Source organism: Methylobacillus pratensis, from assembly GCF_054072455.1.
In genome coordinates, this window is record NZ_JBSUSR010000006.1 from 118434 (window position 1) to 138786 (window position 20353).

Here is a 20353-nt window from a genome sequence, read left to right on the forward strand (position 1 = left end):
TAGCGCAAGCTTGGGGCTGGTTTTCCAGCCCTTTTTTATTGCCAGTAGAAATATATTCAGCGATCCATATCGCGCGTGGCAGCGCGCCAGCGCAATTTCTCCGAATAGCGGTGCCGGGCCTGCAGGCGGGTATCCTTGAGGATGATTTCCAGGGTCTCTCCCAGGATGCGGACGACGCCAAGGATAGGAATCACCAGCATCAAGCCCGCCACGCCTGCAATCGCCTCGCCGATCAGGAACATCATGATGGTGAGCAGCGGATGGATGCGCAGGCTGCGTCCGACGATAGCGGGCAGGAAGAAGAAATCGTCCAGCATGCGGATCATGATGAACAAGGCTGCCAGGCTGTAGATCACGCCGATGTTGCCCGGCATGTCGGTGGAAGCGACCAGCGCCACGATGGCAAATCCCAGCAAGGGTCCCAGGTAGGGTATCCAGCACAGGACGGCCACGATCATGCCTAGCATCAAGGGAGATGATATGCCGAGCGCCCACAAGCCCAATGTCGTCAGGATGGTATCGATCACCGTCATCTTCATAAGGCCGACAAAATAGAGCCTGGCGGTCTGGTCTACCGCATGGATGAGGTAAAGGGTTTTCTCGAAAAAGGCGTTAGGTACGGCGGCGCCGAGCATTTTCCTGAAATTGGCGCCATCCTTGAGCATGAAGAAGGTAATGATCGGCGTGAGCAGCAAGGAGGGTAGCCAAGTGGCGAGCCCGCTCAGTATCTTGCCCAGATATTTGTCGGAAAAGTGCTCGGAGACGTCGGTAATCTGCTTCGAGATATTGTCGCCGAAATGGGCGGTCTGCAGGAAGCTGAACTTCTCCTGCACGCCTTGCAGTGCCTGTTCCGCCAAGGCCGCTCCCCCGGCCGAGTAATGCGCGAAGCCGGTCTGCCACGATGCCGCGTTGGCAACCACCATGGGATAGACCAACAACAGCCCGACCACGGTCACCACCAGGAACGCGCCGCTCAATGCCACCGCGGCAAGCCCGCGTCCCGTGCCTGCGGCTACCATCTTTTTCTCCAGCGGGGCGAGCAGGTAATAGAGGATCAGCGCCAGCAGGAAAGGCACCACTAGCCAAAGGATTTTCTTGAAGATCAGCAACAGCAAACAGGTGGTGGCAATGATCCCTGCCCAGGCCAACGGACCGGGCCCATGCCGCTCGTCTGCCAATAAGGGCTGGTCGATGGTTTCGCGTTCAATTTCGGGAAATTGAACGCGCCTCAGGCTGCAATGCTCGGAAATGGTATCCGCGATCTGCGGATGCGTATGCAGCAGATGCAGGAAGTCGTCACGGAACAGTACCGCAAGCACGCAGTCTTCCAAGGCGCGGATCTGGGTTTTGCGGCGCACGTTCTCCAGCAAGGCCCGCTCCCCGAAAAACTGCCCCGCCTCCAGGGTGCCGATGATCTGCCCGTCCAGCGATACGCGCAGCTTCCCCGAGAGGATGAAGTAAATGGCCTGACCTTCCTCATGCGGGTCGAAGATGATTTCATCCCGCACATAGGTGCGCTGGTGCAGCAGGTTGTTCAGAGTGTCCAGCTCGTGGTTGCTGAGCCCTGCCAGCAAAGGCACCTCGCGCAATACAATCTGGTGGTGGGATACGGCGGGGTGGCGGAAACGGCTGAGTAACATGGGAAGGCTCTGGGCTTGTATTGCCGACTATTCTATCCCGAGGCGGCCGGATCACAAGAGGGCAAGCGGCGAAGCAAGCAGGAGTTGCGCCGCCGCAAACAAGCAGTCAGGCCCGCGCCGGGACGGTAGCGAGCCTGACTGCAGGGGATCAGTTGCGTGGGCGGCGACGACGTGCAGCCAGGCTCAATACGCCTAATCCTGCCAGCAGCATCGCATAGGAGCTTGCTTCCGGCACGGCGGCAATATTGGCTACCACCTGAATGGATTGCAGGTTGAGCGACGCAGTGCCTATGACGCCTTGGTCTTCATATACATCCTCCCAATAGCCATCCTCTACCAATTGATCAGGCTCACAGAATCCATATTCGTCACATGGCCCTGGTACGTAATAGCTGGTGTCAATCCACACCTGACCCATATAAACAGACGTCCAAGTATAATCCGCCCAAGCTTCGAAAGAGCCAGCGATCGTGGGTGGAACGTCACCGGGAATGATGCCGGTTGCGCTGAAGCTGGAGCCATACCCGTCATAACCGTAAAATGATGCTCCGGAACCGTTAACGCTCACACCGGCGGCACCCAGGCTACCGTTTGACGCGTCATAAGTGCCGGAATAGGTGATGGAGTAACTTTCGATGACCTGGCCGGGATGTACGGTAAAGGACAACGGAAGGGAAAAGGTGCCGGAAAAGCTTTCGTAACTAAAATAACGCCCGCCGTCCGCACTGACATACAGAGAGCCATTAAAGTTGATTGAAACCCCATTGGTAACGCCGGATATTGAAGCAATACTGTTATCCAATGTTTGCCAGCCGTAATACGCATCATCGACTTCGAACAGGAACGTATCCGGATCGTAGGTGATATCGACGGCACTGGAATTGATGGTAGTGGGGGCAGCCAAAGCGGGAATAGCGGTTGCGAGCATGACGACGGCACTCAAGTAACGCATTTTCATTTTGATTCTCCCAGGGGTGATGGAGGCTATGATTATGGGCGCGGTAAAAGTATATTGATATACCATTGTGAATGGTCCGAATGGACTATTGGGACTGCCGTTGTCTTTATAAAAAATTGGGGCTTGGCGGTTCTTTATTTTTCAGTGCCGCACTCGGCCGTTATACTTCGGGCATCAGGCTAAGCCTCTCAGGAGTCATTGCATGCAGCAGCAACATCACCAGATCGTTCAACATACCAATGGGCGCCGCTTGTATGACATTACGCCTGCCGTGACGCGGTGGGTAGGCGGGGCCGGCATCCGCCAGGGTTTGCTGACGCTGTACATCCAGCATACTTCGGCCAGCATCCTCATCAATGAGAATTACGATTCCGACGTGTTGGTGGATATGGAAAGCTTCTTCGAGCGCCTGGTGCCTGATGGCGACCCGCTGTTCATCCATACCGCCGAAGGGCCGGATGACATGCCGGCGCATGTGCGATCCGCATTGACGCAGACCAGCATCTCCATCCCGGTCGTGGACGGCAAGGCCGCGCTGGGCACCTGGCAGGGGATATTCCTCTACGAGCACCGGCGCATGTCGCATACGCGCAAGGTGTTGCTGCATTTGATCGGCGAATAAGCAGCGGCAGGAAGCCTCGCTGATTTTGGGATGGTTTCGTTATACTGTTTTATAAGCTTTGTTTGAGCCGCGCCTGCCGGCGCTTTTACTTCACCACGCTCCAGCTAAGCGGGTCGAAGGGCTTGCTCTGGAGGCGTAGCTCAAAGTAAACGCCGTGTTGTTCATTGCCGCCGCTGTTGCCGACCGAGGCGATGGTATCCCCGCCCTTGACGTTGTCCCCGACCTGCTTCAACACTGCCTGGTTGTTGCCGTACAAGCTCATGTAGCCGCTGCCGTGGTCGACGATGATGAGGTTGCCAAAGCCGCGCAACCAGTCGGCGAACACGACTTGGCCGCTGGCGACGGATTTGACCTCGCTGCCTTCGTTGGCCCGGATGAACAGGCCTTTCCAGGAAATGCCGGTGTCGGCGCGGCTGCTGCCGAAGCGGTTGGTGATCTCGCCGCGTACCGGCAGGTTGAGCTTGCCCTTGAGCGAGGCGAAGTTGGTGCCGTCAAACGCATTGCTGGGCAACGTGTCATTGCGGCCGACGATCTTGCCGCCCGGGGACTTGTTGGCGGCGCCTGCGGCTTGCTTTGATTTATCGCGCGCGGACTCGCGTTGGGCTTTCTCGCGGGCAGCCTTTTCACGCGCGGCTTGTTCGCGCGCAGCCTTGGCGAGCTTTTCCATCAATTGCGTCAGGCGCTGCTCGTCGCGCTTGAGCTTGTCGATCTCGTTGCGTTGCGCGCTAATCTTGCTGGAGAGCTGCTTGACCAGCTTGTCGCGCTGGCTCTTTTGCTGCTGCAGTTCCGTGCGCTCTTTTTCCTGTTGTTCCTGGAGCGCGTCCAGTTGCGCCAGGGTCTTGCTGGTTTCCGCGTTGAGGGCTTCCACCTTGGCAATGTTGGCGGAGGCTGCGTCCATCAGTTCCTTGCGCGCCTGGGATACGTAGCCGAAGTAATGCAACTGGCGTGCCGCGGCGTTGGGGTCCTGCTGCTGCAATAGCACCTGGGCCTGGTTGGGTTTGCCGTGCAGGTATTGCTGGTAGAACTGCTGGTTCAGCAGCGCCTGCTGTTGCTTGAGCTCAGCCTCATGCGCAGCTTTCTGTTTTTGCAGGGATTGCAAGGCCTGGCTGCTTTCCTGCTGTTGCTGCTTGAGCTCAATCAGTTTGCGGTTGGCGTCGCTGATGGCCTTTTCGCTCTTCTTGAGCGCGTCGGCCGCCTCGGCGTGCGCCTCCTTGGAGCTGTCCAGCTCTTTCTTCAGCGATTCCAGGCGCTGGTGGATTTCATCCAGCGCCGCCTTGGGCTTTTCCGGGTCGTTCTTGGCGGCCCATGCGGCTGGCGCGGCAGAAAGGCTGCTCGCAAGCAGCATGCTGAGCCAGCGCACGTGCATACGCTATTCCGCCTGGAAAACGACCAGGGATTTACCGGTCATTTCAGGCGGCTGCTTGAGTCCCATCATGGCTAGCAGCGTCGGCGCCAGGTCGCATAGCGAGCCGGTGCCCGGGGCGGCCAGGGTGGCAGGCTTGCCGATGAAGAACAGCGGCACCTGATTAGTGGTGTGCTGGGTATGGGGCTGGTTGTTCTCGTAGTCGCGCATCTGCTCGACATTGCCGTGGTCAGCCGTGATGATCATTTGCCCGCCTATGCTTTCCATTGCCTTGACGATGCGGGCAATGCAGGTGTCTATGGTTTCCACGGCCTTGATCGAGGCGTTGAGGTCGCCGGAGTGGCCCACCATGTCGCAATTGGCATAGTTGCAGATGATGGCGTCGTATTTTTTGCTCAGGATGGCGGCTTCTAGCTTGTCCGTGACTTCGTAGGCGCTCATCTCGGGCTGCAAGTCGTAGGTCGCCACCTTGGGGGAAGGGACCAGGATGCGGTCTTCGCCGTTGAACACTTGTTCCTCGCCGCCATTGAAGAAGAAAGTGACGTGCGGGTATTTCTCGGTCTCGGCAATGCGTAATTGTGTCAAGCCGTGCTGGGCGACATATTCGCCGAAGGTATTGCGGATTTCCACCGGGGCGAAAATCGGCGTAGCCCGGGTTTCCGCCTTGTCGTAGAGGGTCAGCGTGTAGAAGCCTGCCAGCTTGGGCTGGCGGCGGCGGTTGAAGCCTTCGAAGTCGGGGTCGAGCAAGGCGTGCGTGAGTTGGCGGGCACGGTCGGAACGGAAGTTGACGAAGATCACCACGTCGCCGTCCTCCAGGGTCACGGGCTGCTCGCCGGCTGCCGCAATCGCGGTGGCCTTGACGAACTCGTCCTTCTCGCCGCGCGCATAGGCGGCTTCCAGGCCTTGCAGGGCGGTAGCCGCGGCAAACTCGCCCTGTCCGTCGGTAATGAGGTTGTAGGCCGCTTCCACGCGAGGCCAGCGCTTATCCCTGTCCATGGCATAGAAACGGCCGCAAATCGAGGCGATCTTGCCGCCGCCAATGCTGGCGCAGGCTTGTTCAAGTTTTTCCAGGTATGGCTTGGCGCTGATCGGCGGGGTGTCGCGCCCGTCGAGGAAGGCATGCACATACACCTTTTCCACGCCGGCTTTCACAGCCATTTCAATCGTGGCGTGGATATGGTCCTGGTGGCTGTGCACGCCGCCGTCGGATACCAGGCCGAGGATATGCACGGCTTTGTGCCCGGCCTTGGCCTTGTTGACTGCCTCGACCAGGACGGGGTTGCTGAAGAACTCCCTCGATTCGATGGAGCGGTTGATGCGCTCGAAATCCTGGAACACGACGCGTCCGGCGCCGATGTTCAGGTGGCCGACTTCGGAATTGCCCATCTGACCGCTGGGCAAGCCGACGAACGTCTCGGAGGCGTTGATCAGGGTATGCGGGTACTGCGACCAGAAGCGGTCGATATTGGGCGTATTGGCCAGGGCGATGGCATTGTCGTGGCTATCTTCACGGTAGCCGAAGCCATCAAGGATAACGAGTAAGGCAGGCGTTACAGTCATTGCGGTCAGGATTCCGGTGAGTCAAGAAATAGCCCTGTATTTTAGAGAGTTTTTGCCAATCACGCTTGTTTAATCGCCGATTTGATCCGCCAGGAATGGTTTTTGTTCAGTTTTTTGCAATCCGGCCTTGAATTTTTCCCGGCCGGCATCATCTAGTCTGAAATGGCCGCCTGTCGGCGGTGGTAATTTGAGTACAATAATGCTTTTCGGCATATCTTGAGGTGACTGTGGATTTTTTTGCAAAGAACGCATTGTGGATCGGGCTGGCAATAGGCTCCGGCATCATGTTGCTGCTGCCGACGATCAAGCGCGGGGCCGGGGCTGCCGTCAGCGCCAGCGATGCGGTGATCTTGATCAACCGTTCCCATGCCGTGGTGCTGGATGTGCGTGACGACGCCGAATTCGCGGCCGGCCATATCGCCGATGCCAAGCATATCCCATTGGCGCAGCTGCCCGAGCGCCTCAAGGAGTTGAGCAAGTTCAAGGACAAGCCGGTGCTGGTGTATTGCGAAAGCGGCGTGCGCGCCGGCAAGGCGGCGGTTATCCTGGCAAAAAACGAATTCAAGCAGGTTAAGCAATTGCAGGGCGGCGTCAAGGCCTGGCAGGACGCCAAGCTGCCGCTGGTGAAAGGATAGGCCGTGGCGAATATCCTCATGTATACCACCGGCACTTGCCCTTACTGCATCAATGCCGAGCGCTTGCTGCTGAGCAAGGGCGTGCAGCAGATCAACAAGGTGCGCGTCGACCTCGAGCCCGAGCTCAGGCTGAAAATGATGGAGCAGACCGGCAGGCGCACTGTTCCGCAAATCTATATCGACGATGTGCATGTGGGCGGGTTCGATGACCTGCGTGCGCTCGATATGGCCGGCAAGCTGGACCCGTTGCTGGCGAAATAGTGTCACGGTTTTGTAGTACAAAACCTGGGCTGAAGCGGATAGAATGGCAGGCTTGAGTTTTAGACGCTTTTTGGTTTTTAATTTTATTAATATGTAGGGACGCGCTTGGCGCAACCCGAAGTCAAGGGAAGAGACATGGCAGAAGAACAGGCAGCAGCACAAGAGCAACAACCGGCATTCGGTATCGAGAAGGTCTACGTCAAGGACCTCTCGCTGGAAATCCCGCATGCCCCGCAAATTTTCATTCAGCGCGAAGCGCCTCAGGTTTCCATCGAGTTGAGCAATGCCACCGCCCAACTGGAAGACGGCATTTACGAAGTAGTGGTCACCGTGACCGTGACTTCCAAGCTCGGCGACAAGACAGTGTTCCTGGTGGAAGTGGCCCAGGCCGGTATTTTCCAGATTCGCAACGTGCCTCAGGACAATATCGACATCATCCTCGGCGTGACTTGCCCGAACATCATTTTCCCATACGCACGCGAAACCATCTCCGATATCGTGACGCGCGCAGGTTTCCCACCTGTATTGCTCAACCCTGTCAACTTTGAAGCGCTGTATGCACAGCAAAAACAAGAGCAGGCCAAGGCGAATGGCGCAACCACACACTAAGCTGTCTTTAGCTGTCGCAATGCTGCTGATGCCTATCCTGGCATCAGCAGTCGAATTCCGTTCCGTGTCCGTGCCCAAGGCGGTGGTGTACGACGCCCCTTCCGCACAGGGCAAGAGAACATATATTCTTGGCCAAGGCTATCCCGTCGAGGTGATCGTGAACCTGGGAGACTGGCTGAAAGTACGTGACGCGCAGGGCGGCCTCAACTGGATCGAGGCCAAGCAGCTTGCAAACAAACGTACCGTGCTGGTCAAGGGCGGCCAGGCCGACATACGCCAGGCTGCGGATGCAGCCTCAGCACTGCTGGGCAAGGCCGACAAGGATGTCGTGCTCGACATGCTGGAGTCGCCGGTCAATGGCTGGGTCAAGGTCAAGCATAGGGACGGCATCACGGGCTATATATTGGCTTCCTCCCTGTGGGGCTTTTGATGCGGCTGGTTAAATAGTCCACTATTAATCCACTATGAAAATTTCAGTTTTAGGCGCTGGCGCTTGGGGTACTGCACTGGCCCTGCAAATCAGCCGCCAGCACCAGGTCTCACTCTGGACGCGCAACCAGGCGCATATCATGGATATGCAGGTGACGCGTGCCAACCTGCAATACCTCGGCGACTTCGCGTTCGGCGACCAGCTCACGGTGGAAGGCGATCTCGGCCGTGCGTTGGATGGTGCCGACCTCATCGTCTCGGTGGTGCCGACCAACGGTTTCCGTAATACGTTGAAGGATATCAAGCAGCTGGGTGCTACCGCCCCCGTGGTCTGGGCTTCCAAAGGCTTGGAGGCCGCCACTGCCAAGTTGCCGCATGAGGTCGCGCAGGATGAGCTGGGCGACAGCCGCCACTGGGGCGTCTTGTCCGGGCCGAGTTTCGCGGCGGAGCTGGTGCGCGGATTACCCACTGCCGTGACCCTGGCCGCCAATGATGCGGATTTTGCCGCCACGGCCGGCGCGATGCTGCATGGCGGCAACTTCCGCGTCTATACCAGCACCGATGTCATCGGGGTGTCGGTCGGCGGCGCGCTCAAGAACGTATTGGCAATTGCCGCAGGCATCAGCGACGGCATGCAGTGCGGCAACAATGCCCGCGCCGCATTGATTACGCGCGGCATGGCCGAAATGACGCGCTTCGGCGTGGCCTTGGGCGGCGCCAAGGAAACCTTCATGGGCTTGACCGGCGCAGGCGACTTGATTCTGACCTGTACCGGGCAATATTCGCGTAACCGTGAGGTGGGCCTGCGCCTTGCCAACGGCCAGACCCTGCAGGAAATCCTCAAGACCCTGGGCCACGTGGCTGAAGGCGTGCATACCGCGCGCGAGGTGGTCAAGCGCGCCAGCCTGCTGGGAGTTGAGATGCCGATTACGCAGGAGGTTGACCAGGTATTGTCGCATGGCCGTTCACCGCGGCAAGCGATGGAGAACCTGCTCAGCCGGGAGCAGAAGTCCGAATCGCTATAGCGTTGGCGTCAAAAACGCAATCTTTAAAAGCACCAGCGATGGTGCTTTTTTGTTATATGGGTATGAGGCGGGAATTGATTTTATCTCGAGCCGCATGCCTGGGCTTATTGACCTAGCATCAGATATCCCGCGCTAGACTGCGCCAGCGAAATCATGCTGGCGCCAGGCTTCGTACAGCAGGATGGCGGCCGAGTTAGACAGGTTGAGGCTGCGGCTTTCCGGCATCATCGGCAACCTGACCCTGTGCTGCGGGCTGAACTCGGCGCGGATTTCTTCCGGCAGGCCGCGTGTTTCCGGGCCAAACACAAACACGTCGCCAGGCAGGAAGCGAATATCGCTATGACGGGTGCTGCCCTTGGTGGTAAGCGCGAACATCCTGCGTCCAGCAAGCGCCTGTTTGCAGGCTTCCCAGTCTTCGTGCACGACCAGGCTGGCATATTCATGGTAATCCAGCCCCGCGCGTTTGAGCTGTTTGTCCTCCAGCTGGAACCCTAGAGGCTTGACCAAGTGCAGGCGGGTGTTGCTGTTGGCGCATAGGCGTATGATGTTGCCGGTGTTGGGCGGAATTTCGGGCTGGTATAACACGATTTCAAACATGGTTCATTCTGCAATGGTACGGGCGATCACCCAGCATTCTACATGGCTGGCGCCCGCACCCTTCACTGTTTTTGCAAGCGCGTCGAGGCTAGCGCCGGTTGTCATGACGTCATCCAGCAATATCACGCGCATATCTTTCAATACCGCCCGGCATTCGAAGGCGCCGTGCATGTTCTTGATGCGCTGCTTGTAAGGCAGGCTCGCCTGCGGCGGCGTCGGCTTGATACGCGCGCATGCCTGCAAGGCGAGGGGAATATGCAATTGTTCACTGACCACCTTGGCAATCTCCGCAGACTGGTTGAAGCTGCGTTCCTGTAGGCGCCGGCGATGCAATGGCATCGGGATAATGCAGTCGGCGGCCGATTGCCTGCCTACATGTTCGGCAAGCAGCAACCCCATCGTGCGGGCAAGGGACAGCAATTGCCCGTATTTGTATTGCTGCAGCACCGCCGATAGCGGAAACCGGTATTGAAACAGGCTGTGGGCGGCATCGAACGCAGGCGGGGTTTTCAGGCATTGCCCGCACAGCATGTTGTCCCGGCTTGGCAGCGCACATTGAGGGCAGGCGTTTTCCATGTGCCATGGCATATCGTCCAGGCAACCGACGCATATGCCCAGCGGGCCTGCCTGCCAGCTTGAGCAAAGCAGGCATGACTGAGGGAACAGCATTTCCACGAGTCCTGCCATAGGGATGATTTGCCCTTGAGGGCGCAGATGGACGGAAAAGGGATTGTAATGCCTGATGCCCGATTTTGCTCGAAGCGCAAAGCAGGCTGAGTAGGGATGGTATTAGGGCGTGTCTATGCTGATGTCCCGCCAGGCTTCTTTGCGTGCCTTGATTAAGGAGGACAAGCCTGCAGGCACGACAACGAGAAACGCGATCGCCCAGAGTATCAATACCAGGTGCAGGGCATTGCCGACCATGGGAATCAAGACACCGGCAAATATCATCGAGGCAAGCAGGCAGCCGGAGACTCCGTAAAAGCGGTACCCGGCATACTGGGTATATCGCCGCACCAACGGGCTGGGATGCTGGATATTGGCTGAGTAGACGAAGATTGAAATGCCTATCCAGATAAATAGCACCGGAAACGCCGGCATCGCGGTAATCGCCACGATGGAGCCTATATTGAATATCTGGGCGCACCTTTTCTGCGATTGTGCGCTGATGGTGGAGATAGTCGCTGCTTTATTCATAATCTTTGCCTAGTGACGACAGTAATAAGATTATGGAAGATTTCTTAAGTGAAAAATAATGAAATTTATTGGCTATTAATATAGAAAATTTGAATATTAACGATGGCTGGCAGATTGGATGATAAATTTCCTCCTCGTTTTCCAAGTCGAAGCGATCTCCTACAGTAATCACAGTTTGGACTGACAACCAGATCAAGCCAGGACCTACATTGATGCATGAAAAAATCCCTTAGCATGAGGCTTCGTATCAATGACCAATTGGAAGGAGAACGTAATGAAGGGTTTTTATAGCGTGCTCATGTCAGCCTTTCTGGTAATACTGATGCCCCATGCCTATGCGGCGGATACTACTGGCGATGTCCCGCCTGCGCACAAGCAGAAACATGCGGTGCCTGATAGCACTTCAAACGGGAATTACCTTGAATCCCAGGAGCAAGGCACGACAGAAGGAAGCCGTAGCGAGAGCCTGAAAGACGGTGCTGTCCCGACCAACGCAAAAGAAAAGAGCCAGCGCTTCAAGAAAGAACCTGAGCAAGGTGGCACCGACGTTAACCAAAAGCAAAGGCAATAAGGTGTTTTTGCTGTAGGTCATATTGATTCCAGCCTTGCTGGCGCGAGTTAAAAATGGCTTATGCCAACTGTATTGGCATAAGCCATTTTGCTTGTTGATAAGTGTTGCTGAGGCGGCGAATACTCCTCAATCGGGTGTTGTTTCATGGCGACCGGTGCCCCAGGTTCAACATACCGGTGTAAGCATGGCAATTGATGTATTCGAAACTTTGCTCTCTTGCCGTCATGACGGCGACTTCATGGTAAGTCGTGAGTTTTGCGGCACTGCCTAACTTTCCCATATACGCTTGCGCTGCTCCGAAAATGCGCAGGTGGGTTTCATGGATAGCAGCCCATTTTTCCAGGGCATCGAGACCAGTTCAGTAACTCAGGCCATAACTTTGCTTCCTTATAGCGCCGTTTGAATCAACGATATTGACGAAGCGGTTGCTCAGGCATCCGATGTCCAGTCCATTTTGGTTTAAAAAACGCATGCCTTGCGACAATTGCGGCAGGATGACCTCTTTGTACAAGTCAATCTCCTGCTGGTCGGCATTTTCCCAGTCCTGGCCTGAGCGGATAATGCACAGGTTCTCATGGGGAATGATGACTCGCCGCTTTTCATTGCCAGGCTTGTTGGTAATGAGCGGTCTGCCCACTGGCGACAAGGTGCCGGCCTGGGAGGCGGGAATCCTGTCCCGCATGGCGCCCCAATAAGCATGCTCGATGATTTCCCCGCTCATTCTGTCGCCCAGGTTGCCTAATGCCTGGGGTTCCCAGGTGGCATAATGGGTTTCAAGATGACTGCTCCGGGGTGTGAAGACCTCTTTGAAATACCCGATTCCATCAGTTTCCCTTTCCCGGGATTCCCACCAATCTGCCACATTGCCGCACTCGGTCCATCGGTCATAACGCGCAGGGTTGCGCCAGTACAAAGCAAACAAAAGATTGGTAAAGCCCGCCCTGTCGATAAACGTGGACTGGTCCCAATACTGCGGACCATCCGGCAATCCCAGCAGCGAAACCATGGCATGATTTGCAGTCTGGAAAGCCGGCATATTCTCTTGCCCTAAAGTCTGTATGCCGAGATAGCAGATAACGACCTGTGAGACCGTAGCGGGAAACCTTGCGACATAGGTCGGGTACGGCAGCGCTTTGGTCCTGCCGCGGAACGGGCAATTGCCCGGTTGCCTCAAATGCTGAGGGATGGCCGATTCCAATTCAGCTTGCTTGGACATGATCAAACCTTTGCTCGGTATTGGCAGGTTTTTTGGCTATCTGGAATAGCGCATCAATTCTTAGCTGCTCGTCCGCCGAGTTGGGCCTCAGGTAAGCCAGCGCGACATAAACCGCCAGGTTGACCGCCAAGCCGATCAGACCCGAACTCAAGCCGTAGGTATGGCCCAGCAGTTCGGGAAAGGCCGCCTCAAGTAGGACAGCGGTCAGGAATCCCAGCACCATGCCCGCAATCGCGCCCGCGGCATTGCCTTTTTTCCAGAAGATGCCCAGGAACTGCGGGACGGCAAGCTGGATGATGCCTTGGTAGGCCAACACCGCCAGCGAGAACAGGGCCGGCAATGTCAGGCAGGACAGCCACGCCGACAAGGCCGTGAGCAGCACCATGCCGAACTTGGCAATGAAAATCAGCTGGGGGTGCGTCAGGGGACGGTAGTTGCCGAACAGGTCGTTGGCTATCTGTGCGCCCGTGGCCTGGATGTTGCCGTCAATGTGCCCCATGGAGGCTGCCAGCAATATCATGCCGGCGATGCCCAGCAACCATACGCCACCGGCTTCCTGGCTGGCCAGGAACCAGACATCGTTGGGCTGGTCCGCCACGGCGGGCAGGCCGGAGGCCAGCATACCGAAAATCAGCAGCGCAGCGCCGAACAACAAGGAAAGCGGCATGGCGAGCGCCGCGGATTTTTTCAGGCTATGCACGCTATCGGCAGTAAACAGCCTGACAAAGATATACGGCCAGCACCAGCCGCCTACGGTGCCGGTCAATATCAGGCTGAATACGTACAAAGGCCCCTCCTTGCTGCCAAGGCCGGGGAGGGTGAACATGGACGTGGGGAGCGACGCCAGTTGTATTCCCTTGGTGTTGACCAGCCATACGATCAGGCCGATCAAGACTGCGTTTCCGATGATATAGGCCACGATACCCTGCGCCATATCCGAGATCACCACGCCGCGCATGCCCATGCGGACTGTCCATACTTGCCGAAGCGCAATGACCGCCACGCCCAGGATTACCGCGCTGGTGAAGCCGAGCTTGCCGATAGACATGTACTGGAACAACCCGCCCAGCGCCTGCATGCCCAGGACCAGCCAGGGTATCCCGGAAATGATGCCGATCACGGCGGCAATGGTGCGTATATGGCGCGAGTTGTAGCGCAGGGCAAAAAGGTCCGGCTGGGTCTTCAGGTCAAAATGCTTGCCCCACGTCCATACCGCCTGCGCCATGACATACATCAGTACCACAGTCAGCAGGCTGTACACCAAAACATAGAATGAGATTACGCCGCTTGCTGCAGCAAGCCCACCAAACGCGGTGAACATCGCCCCTGGATACCAGGTGTTGAGGAAGGACATCGCCTGGAACCTGGCGTCAAAAGAACGTCCGCCCACGGCATAATCGGTAAAGGATCTGTCCTTGCGTTTGGTCAGCTGCAGGATGGTCACGACCATGACGAAGAAGCCGATGAGCAAGCCAAAGGTAATGGTCATCGGGCTGCGCTCCCATCGGAATCCAGATAATAAGCCGCCACCACGCTGGCCGTGATGCATATCGATACCAGCAGGAAATAGACCAGCGTTGCCGGAAGACCCAGCATGGCCGGCTGGCCGTTCACCCACCAATACAATGGCGGAAACAGCGCCAATACCGCATCCGCGATGAACCATAGTTTGATCAGCAACATCCTGTTTAATATCATCGTATTGCCCCTCCGGGATTATTATTTTGTTAGGATGAGCGCATTATTATGAGTATGGGCGGCAGGCATGCCCATCATGCAAATGCAGGGGGAAGAATGGCTGCGTTAGATTTTGCGTTTGACGAGGTATTGCTGGGCGATCTCTATCAATCCGCGCTGCTGGAGCCGCCTGATTCGTTTCAGCAGTCCGCGCTTCGCCAGCTGGACAAATTGATTGGCTTCGACCAGGCCTGGTGGGGCATCATGTCCCCGGCCAAGGTTGGCTTCCAGTTGCGCAGCTCGTTCAGGCACGAGTTGCCACTGGCGTTTGAAGAGCATTGGAGGTCGGTGAACGGGGATGACACACTGGCCTTGAACGTACAGCTGAAGCCAAGAACGACCATTCACTACCAACACGCGGATTTGTATTCCACCCCGGGCCTCAAGTCGTTGAATGGCGAGCAGCATATCCGCCAGGCCTTGTGTACCTCCATCTTCTTTCCTGACAATCAGTCTTTTCTCTTCATCTCGCTTTTTCGCTCGGGCAAATATGCAAAGGCTTTTAGCCAACGGGATGTCGCAATCAAGCAGAAAATCACCCTGCACTTGTATGCCAGCTGGAAATCCAACCTGCAAGCGGAAATTGAGAGAATGCGCATCCCCAACCAGCTGTTGCATGCCTCGACTGCCTTTTTGGACAGCGAGGGGAGCATCCTCTGCTCCGATGCCGCCTTCAACGGCTTTGTGAACGAGTTATGGCCGCATTGGAAAGAAAAGGGCAGGGTTCCGCTAGGCATGCTGGACGAGGGCTGGATATGCCCTTCCGGCTTGCTCCAGGTGAAAAGGCTATGCGCCGGCGGGCTGGAAAGGATAGATATCAGCCGCCAGCCACTTTTCAACAAGCTCACGAAACGTGAAAAACAGATCGCGCTTGAATATGCGGACGGCAAGTCTTACAAGGAAATTGCCGCTGGTCTGGCGTTGTCTCCCACTACCGTGAGGCATTACCTGCAGGTGATTTATACCAAGTTGGATATCAACGACAAATCCGAGCTGGTGCGATTCTCGGATGCCTACTCGAGGTCAGCCGAGATGATGAGGTGGAAGGAGGCAGCCAGACAGGCGGCGCTGCCTCTTGTATCAGGCATGTAGCTTGGCGCCGTGATGCGGCCTTGCCAGTATTATGTCGATTGAATACTGGACAGTTTTTCAAAGTCGCTGGGGTCAAGCGTAATGTCTGCAGCTTTCGTGTTTTCCTCCAGGTGCTTGACCTTGCTGGTCCCGGGGATAGGCAGCATCACTGGGCTTCTTTGCAGCAGCCAAGCCAGGGCAATCTGGAACGGCGTCGCGCCGTATTTCCTGGCGATTTCCCCAAGCGCGGTCTTTTCAACCGGCAGGTTGCCCGTCGCCAGGGGGAACCAGGGGATGAAGCCGATATTGTGCTGCGTGCAGTAATCGAGGACATCCTCATGTTGACGGAAGGCCATGTTGTATTGGTTTTGCACCGTCACCACTTCGAAATGCTGCTGGGCGGCCTTGATGTCGTCTACCGTCGCCTCGCTCAGGCCGATGTGCTCGATCAGGCCTTCTTTCTGGAATTCGGCTATGGCTTCGAATTGCTCCTTCCGCGGGACTTTGGGATCTATCCTGTGCAGTTGCCATAACCCGATCTGCTCAATCCCCAGTCGTCGCAAGCTCATCAGTACGCATTGCCGGAGATATTCCGGCCTGCCGACAGGCGCCCATATATCCGGCCCATGGCGTGTCAGGCCGCCCTTGGTGGCGATGAGCAGGTCCTTGTACGGATGCAAGGTCTTGCGGATCAGCACTTCACTCACATCAGGTCCATAGCTGTCGGCGGTATCGATGAAATTGATACCCAATTCCGGAACCCGCTTTAAAGTGGCGATGCTCTCTGCCAGGTCGGCGGGTTCTCCCCACACGCCGGTACCGGTAATGCGCATTGCCCCGAACCCTAAGCGATGCAGCTTGTATTCACCGAGCTTGAAATGTTGATTTTGCATGATAGGCCTCTCAAGTTATTAGGGATCGCAGTCTCTATCGCCAAGCAACTCCTCCCTCTTGGAGCATAAGGTGTGAACTAATGTTCAAACAAGGAAATGTAAAGCCTGAAGTAACGGCCTATATTTCTTGCCAGCCACCTAGTGTGCCAAGAGGGATGATGACCTGACCGTTTTAGGTCGAGCATTGAGTATACCAATTTGTATGGTGTTATAGCGTATTGATCACATGCATCAGGATAGTGAACGAAATCCACATGAAGCCGATCGTCGATACCACGAAGCTCAATGCGGTGAATACCTTCCACTTTTTCTTGGACCAGAAATCCGTGTCGAAAGCTGCAATCGTGAAGATGGTGGGATTGGTGAATCCGCCTATTGCCAGGCAGACACAGGCTGCTGTCGGAAGCGGGATTCCCAGGCCATAAAAGCTTAATCCAAATAGCGCCATCAGGGCATAGTCGATGTGCGCCCGAATCATGGTCTTATAGTCGATCAGGAACTCATCAACGCCCTTGATCGGGAACCATTTGGCAAAAGTCATCAGCCAGGCGGATAAGATCAAGGCCGTGACACAAGCGACAGCGCCTATCAATAAAGCTTCCATTTACTTTCTCCTCAAGTGGTTTTATTGGAATAAATATACAGATCTGTATATATCGAAATCATATACCAACATTGACAATTTGCAAGGGAATGTTTCCTTAATAGAGGGTTGGTGAGAAATGCTGAGAGGGGTGACTTCCATGAGCTGGTTATACTATGCGGTGTGGACCAGCACGGCTTCTGTAATGAAAGCTACAAGGATTAGGACGTCAATACGATCCGATCGGATGCTATTCCTCGTCCTAGATCATTGTTGATTGAACGCATTAGGCACAATTGGGGTCGGAAATTGGCGGCGGAATGCGCCATAGCTGTAGGGAAGGCTTGATAGGTCGATGCGCTGAATGCAGATGCAAATACACTCTATCTGGATATTCATCGGTTTCTTATTTTGTTAGAATGTGTAAGTAAATAAATGCATTCATGATCGCTGAATGGTTTTTCGCCGACTCAACAATCTATCTTTGTGGCTAGTATTATTCTTGGCTTGCTTGCAGGGTTTCCTGCCGCTTTTGCATGCGCATCCTGCTGGACAGCCAATGACGACGACAGAAAGCGGCATTCATTTGCATGAAGTCACTGGCAAGAGTATGGAGCGTATGGAGGTTCCAACTTTTCAAGCCGATGAAAATCTCAACGCCGTCGAAGTCGGCATGGCGCGCAAGCCCAAGTCCTTTCTCGATAGTGTGCCGATGCTGGCAGCCATTGTCTTCATCGCAATCTTTTATAACTTCACTTTCCGGTTGCCTGACTGGAGGGAGCATAGCTTCCACAAGGTTTCTCCTCCGCATTACTTTTCCTCTCTGCTCCGCGCCCCTCCCCAGCAATAGCCTGTCTGCGCCTTTTTAGCGCCATCTTCATCGTGTTTTGAGGTTTCAAGCACGGTGTTTTCTGAATATTTCTCGATATTGCCGTTTGATCAATTGTTTCGTACGCGTGCGCGGCGATGATTCGGGACAGGCACTTGGAATACCATGGATTATCAATATTTAAGCCACGCAACACATCAGCTGCTGGAGTGGGCGCTCCTCTCGAATCGCTGGAGCAGTTGGGTCTTTCGCATCAGCCTGATGGCGTTGATTGGCATCATGCTTAGCAATGCACTCAATCTATTGGGGTTGGCGATCGGGATTGCGGCGTTGCTGGGTCTGATTGTCGGCTTCGGATCAGAGATACGGAAGATAGACCTGGACTATCGACAAAACCTGCTGAACCACGTGCTGGTGCTGGGCGTGGGTAGGGAGCAAGGGTTAATGAAGTCCCTGCCTGAACATGTCACTGGTCAGCGCTGCAGTTATGAAATCCAGGACTATTCATTGGAGCTGTTACAGGCCATGAAGCAACGAGTTCAGGAAGCAAGCCACTGTTATGGCCCTGAAACGTTAAAGGTCGTCTATGGTGGCAATGCGCCACCTCATGTTGCGTTTTTATCCGGCCAAATCCTGGCGGAAGAAAGGATAGACCTCGTCATGGATTGGGACGAGGTCAGTCAATCGTGGCAGCCAGTCGATGGGGGCGACGACCAAGTGCGATTCACGGTCGATGGGTTGGAGCAACTTTCTGGAGCGAGTGAAATAGTGCTGGCGGTTTCCTGCTCTCGCTACATTCCGGATGCCGAAATCAAATCCTTATTGCATTGCCCAGTCGTGAGGTTGACATTGGGAGACCTCGCTTCCTCCCTGTTTTCTTGGAACAAGCAAAACTGCCTAGCCAACCAATTCAATGCGCTTATGAAGAAATTGGATGCGATGGGGGTAGAGGTTGTGCACATGGTTTATGCAGGCCCTCATAGCCTCATTTTCAATTTTGGGAAAAACCAGACTAAGTTGAAAACTCCACGGGTGAGCGTACAAGAGGTGGAAAATACAGTTGATTAATATTTAATCAACTGTAAATGTATTGTTGTCTGGAATGTTGACAAGCTATAATCCGCTTTTCAATTCCATTTTGATATCATGGCTACCAAAATCATCACTGCCAAGCAGCAGATGCGGGCAGCACAAAGCTTCCCTTTCTTCTCCAGCCTTGCTGTGGTGATACCGGTATTGATCCCCTTCTGGATTGCTGCCTCCATTTTTACCTATGCCTCGATGGCAAACCATCCCTGTACCCGCGTTTGTGACTACCTGGTGCCTGCGGGCTATCGTTTCTATGGCTTGCTCGGCGCCTGGGTGGTGCTGCTCAACTTTAGTTCCAATATGGCAGGTTGGGTAGGAGGAGGGTTGAATCTTGCCCTGATCATATGGGCGGTCAGCATCCTGGTGATAGTCCCCCTGGGAGTGCGTGACATCTTGCGCGCACGCAAGGAGCCATGGCAGGAATATACCGTCGAGACAACAGAATAAAAGGAAACACATGCGAGATTCAGTGATTGATATACGCGGCCTGGACCGCGTGGAGCGCGCCAAGACCCAGGCCCGTGTGGAAGCGCCCAAGCGCTGGAGCGTCGATGAGATCGTCGCGCTGTTCGAGTTGCCGTTTTCAGACCTGATGCACCGCGCCCAGTCGGTGCACCGTGAGAATTTCGATCCCAATGGCGTACAGGTGAGCACGCTGCTCTCGATCAAGACCGGCGGCTGTTCCGAAGACTGCGGCTATTGTCCGCAAGCCGCGCGTTACCACACCGATGTGGAAAAACAGGATTTGATGCAGCTGGAGGAAGTGCTCTCTGCTGCGCGGGCCGCCAAGGAAAATGGCGCCAGCCGCTTCTGCATGGGCGCGGCATGGCGCAGCCCGAAGCAGCGCGACCTCGAGCCGGTGCTGGCCATGATCCGCGAAGTGAAGGCGATGGGCCTTGAAACCTGTGCTACCCTGGGGATGCTCAAGGACGGCCAGGCCGAGCAATTGAAGGATGCCGGCCTCGACTATTACAACCACAACCTGGACACCGCGCCCGAATATTACGGCGATGTGATCACGACGCGTACCTACCAGGACCGCCTGGATACCCTGGACCGCGTACGCGAGCAGGACATCAACGTCTGCTGCGGCGGCATCATCGGCATGGGCGAATCCCGTGCCCAGCGTGCCGGCCTGCTGGCGCAGCTTGCCAATATGGAACGCCCGCCCGAAAGCGTGCCGATCAACCTGCTGACCCAGGTGGAAGGCACGCCGATGTATGGCATGGACGAGCTGGACCCGTTCGAGTTCGTGCGCACGATCGCGGCAGCCCGCATCACCATGCCGCAGAGCTTCGTGCGCTTGTCCGCAGGTCGCCAAAGCATGCACGAAGGCATCCAGGCCTTGTGCTTCCTGGCCGGCGCCAACTCGATTTTCTATGGCGAGAAGCTGCTGACCACGGACAACCCCGAAGCCGAAACCGACCGCAAGCTGTTCGACAAACTCGGCATCCGTCCGCTTTAAATC

The 20353-nt window shown here is 55.8% G+C and carries 23 protein-coding genes and 1 pseudogene; 12 read left to right on the forward strand and 12 right to left on the reverse strand.

The window, feature by feature from the left end; all coding sequences use genetic code 11:
• Window positions 1–56: 56 nt before the first annotated feature.
• Window positions 57–1640 (reverse strand): AI-2E family transporter, encoded by a 1584-nt coding sequence (locus tag ACW4YW_RS12780; protein WP_457137904.1) that lies wholly within the window; start codon window positions 1638–1640, stop codon window positions 57–59.
• A 148-nt stretch (window positions 1641–1788) separates the two neighbouring features.
• The gene (locus ACW4YW_RS12785) at window positions 1789–2598 is read right to left on the reverse strand and encodes a PEP-CTERM sorting domain-containing protein (protein WP_457137905.1); all 810 of its coding nucleotides are present in this window, start codon (window positions 2596–2598) and stop codon (window positions 1789–1791) included.
• A 202-nt stretch (window positions 2599–2800) separates the two neighbouring features.
• Between ACW4YW_RS12785 and ACW4YW_RS12790 the strand changes: the two genes are divergently transcribed.
• Complete coding sequence (locus tag ACW4YW_RS12790) at window positions 2801–3220, forward strand: secondary thiamine-phosphate synthase enzyme YjbQ (protein WP_457137906.1); 420 nt, start codon at window positions 2801–2803, stop codon at window positions 3218–3220.
• An 85-nt stretch (window positions 3221–3305) separates the two neighbouring features.
• Here the strand turns inward: ACW4YW_RS12790 and ACW4YW_RS12795 are convergent, their stop codons facing one another.
• Both ACW4YW_RS12795 and gpmI read right to left on the reverse strand, forming a co-directional pair.
• Window positions 3306–4586 (reverse strand): murein hydrolase activator EnvC family protein, encoded by a 1281-nt coding sequence (locus ACW4YW_RS12795; protein WP_457137907.1) that lies wholly within the window; start codon window positions 4584–4586, stop codon window positions 3306–3308.
• A gap of 3 nt (window positions 4587–4589) precedes the next feature.
• The gene (gene gpmI / locus ACW4YW_RS12800; protein ID WP_457137908.1) at window positions 4590–6143 is read right to left on the reverse strand and encodes a 2,3-bisphosphoglycerate-independent phosphoglycerate mutase; all 1554 of its coding nucleotides are present in this window, start codon (window positions 6141–6143) and stop codon (window positions 4590–4592) included.
• Window positions 6144–6370: 227 nt separating this feature from the next.
• Here gpmI and ACW4YW_RS12805 point away from each other — a divergent pair, with 227 nt between their 5' ends.
• From ACW4YW_RS12805 to ACW4YW_RS12825, 5 genes are all read left to right on the forward strand, one after another.
• Entirely contained in the window at window positions 6371–6778 is a 408-nt protein-coding gene (locus ACW4YW_RS12805) for a rhodanese-like domain-containing protein (protein WP_457137909.1), read from the forward strand.
• A gap of 3 nt (window positions 6779–6781) precedes the next feature.
• On the forward strand, window positions 6782–7039 hold the full coding sequence (gene grxC, locus ACW4YW_RS12810) for a glutaredoxin 3 (protein WP_407993020.1): 258 nt from the start codon (window positions 6782–6784) through the stop codon (window positions 7037–7039).
• 135 nt (window positions 7040–7174) lie between these two features.
• Complete coding sequence (gene secB, locus ACW4YW_RS12815) at window positions 7175–7648, forward strand: protein-export chaperone SecB (RefSeq protein ID WP_309566318.1); 474 nt, start codon at window positions 7175–7177, stop codon at window positions 7646–7648.
• A gap of 19 nt (window positions 7649–7667) precedes the next feature.
• A complete protein-coding gene (locus ACW4YW_RS12820) occupies window positions 7668–8078 on the forward strand; it encodes an SH3 domain-containing protein (RefSeq protein WP_457137910.1) in 411 nt (136 codons plus the stop codon).
• Between the two features lie 34 nt (window positions 8079–8112).
• Complete coding sequence (locus ACW4YW_RS12825; RefSeq protein ID WP_457137911.1) at window positions 8113–9102, forward strand: NAD(P)H-dependent glycerol-3-phosphate dehydrogenase; 990 nt, start codon at window positions 8113–8115, stop codon at window positions 9100–9102.
• Between the two features lie 132 nt (window positions 9103–9234).
• On the opposite strand, the gene trmL is transcribed toward ACW4YW_RS12825, so the two are convergent.
• From trmL to ACW4YW_RS12840, 3 genes are all read right to left on the reverse strand, one after another.
• Window positions 9235–9699, reverse strand: a complete 465-nt coding sequence (trmL, locus tag ACW4YW_RS12830) for a tRNA (uridine(34)/cytosine(34)/5-carboxymethylaminomethyluridine(34)-2'-O)-methyltransferase TrmL (RefSeq protein ID WP_457137912.1) — start codon at window positions 9697–9699, stop codon at window positions 9235–9237.
• Window positions 9700–9702: 3 nt separating this feature from the next.
• Entirely contained in the window at window positions 9703–10386 is a 684-nt protein-coding gene (locus ACW4YW_RS12835) for a ComF family protein (RefSeq protein WP_457137913.1), read from the reverse strand.
• A gap of 102 nt (window positions 10387–10488) precedes the next feature.
• A complete protein-coding gene (locus ACW4YW_RS12840) occupies window positions 10489–10896 on the reverse strand; it encodes a hypothetical protein (protein ID WP_457137914.1) in 408 nt (135 codons plus the stop codon).
• Window positions 10897–11170: 274 nt separating this feature from the next.
• Here ACW4YW_RS12840 and ACW4YW_RS12845 point away from each other — a divergent pair, with 274 nt between their 5' ends.
• On the forward strand, window positions 11171–11467 hold the full coding sequence (locus tag ACW4YW_RS12845) for a hypothetical protein (RefSeq protein WP_457137915.1): 297 nt from the start codon (window positions 11171–11173) through the stop codon (window positions 11465–11467).
• Between the two features lie 142 nt (window positions 11468–11609).
• Here the strand turns inward: ACW4YW_RS12845 and ACW4YW_RS12850 are convergent.
• The 3 genes and pseudogenes from ACW4YW_RS12850 to ACW4YW_RS12860 form a co-directional block, all read right to left on the reverse strand.
• Window positions 11610–12683 (reverse strand): annotated as a pseudogene (locus ACW4YW_RS12850) (phenylacetaldoxime dehydratase family protein).
• On the reverse strand, window positions 12667–14172 hold the full coding sequence (locus ACW4YW_RS12855; protein WP_457137916.1) for a sodium:solute symporter family protein: 1506 nt from the start codon (window positions 14170–14172) through the stop codon (window positions 12667–12669). Before ACW4YW_RS12855 ends, ACW4YW_RS12850 begins: the two are co-directional and overlap by 17 nt.
• A complete protein-coding gene (locus ACW4YW_RS12860; RefSeq protein ID WP_457137917.1) occupies window positions 14169–14381 on the reverse strand; it encodes a hypothetical protein in 213 nt (70 codons plus the stop codon). Before ACW4YW_RS12860 ends, ACW4YW_RS12855 begins: the two co-directional genes overlap by 4 nt.
• A gap of 96 nt (window positions 14382–14477) precedes the next feature.
• On the opposite strand from ACW4YW_RS12860, the gene ACW4YW_RS12865 reads away from it, so the two are divergent.
• Window positions 14478–15512, forward strand: a complete 1035-nt coding sequence (locus ACW4YW_RS12865) for a response regulator transcription factor (RefSeq protein ID WP_457137918.1) — start codon at window positions 14478–14480, stop codon at window positions 15510–15512.
• 29 nt (window positions 15513–15541) lie between these two features.
• Here ACW4YW_RS12865 and ACW4YW_RS12870 read toward each other — a convergent pair whose 3' ends face one another.
• Both ACW4YW_RS12870 and ACW4YW_RS12875 read right to left on the reverse strand, forming a co-directional pair.
• Window positions 15542–16384, reverse strand: coding sequence for an aldo/keto reductase (locus tag ACW4YW_RS12870; RefSeq protein WP_457137919.1), 843 nt, complete (start codon window positions 16382–16384; stop codon window positions 15542–15544).
• Window positions 16385–16592: 208 nt separating this feature from the next.
• Window positions 16593–16988, reverse strand: a complete 396-nt coding sequence (locus tag ACW4YW_RS12875) for a hypothetical protein (RefSeq protein ID WP_457137920.1) — start codon at window positions 16986–16988, stop codon at window positions 16593–16595.
• A gap of 538 nt (window positions 16989–17526) precedes the next feature.
• Between ACW4YW_RS12875 and ACW4YW_RS12880 the strand changes: the two genes are divergently transcribed.
• The 4 genes from ACW4YW_RS12880 to bioB all read left to right on the forward strand — a co-directional run bounded on the left by ACW4YW_RS12880 (window position 17527) and on the right by bioB (window position 20350).
• Window positions 17527–17817, forward strand: a complete 291-nt coding sequence (locus ACW4YW_RS12880; protein ID WP_457137921.1) for a hypothetical protein — start codon at window positions 17527–17529, stop codon at window positions 17815–17817.
• A gap of 144 nt (window positions 17818–17961) precedes the next feature.
• Complete coding sequence (locus ACW4YW_RS12885) at window positions 17962–18864, forward strand: SAVED domain-containing protein (protein ID WP_457137922.1); 903 nt, start codon at window positions 17962–17964, stop codon at window positions 18862–18864.
• Between the two features lie 78 nt (window positions 18865–18942).
• On the forward strand, window positions 18943–19332 hold the full coding sequence (locus ACW4YW_RS12890; RefSeq protein ID WP_407993005.1) for a hypothetical protein: 390 nt from the start codon (window positions 18943–18945) through the stop codon (window positions 19330–19332).
• A 10-nt stretch (window positions 19333–19342) separates the two neighbouring features.
• Entirely contained in the window at window positions 19343–20350 is a 1008-nt protein-coding gene (gene bioB, locus ACW4YW_RS12895; protein ID WP_457137923.1) for a biotin synthase BioB, read from the forward strand.
• Window positions 20351–20353 lie beyond the last annotated feature (3 nt).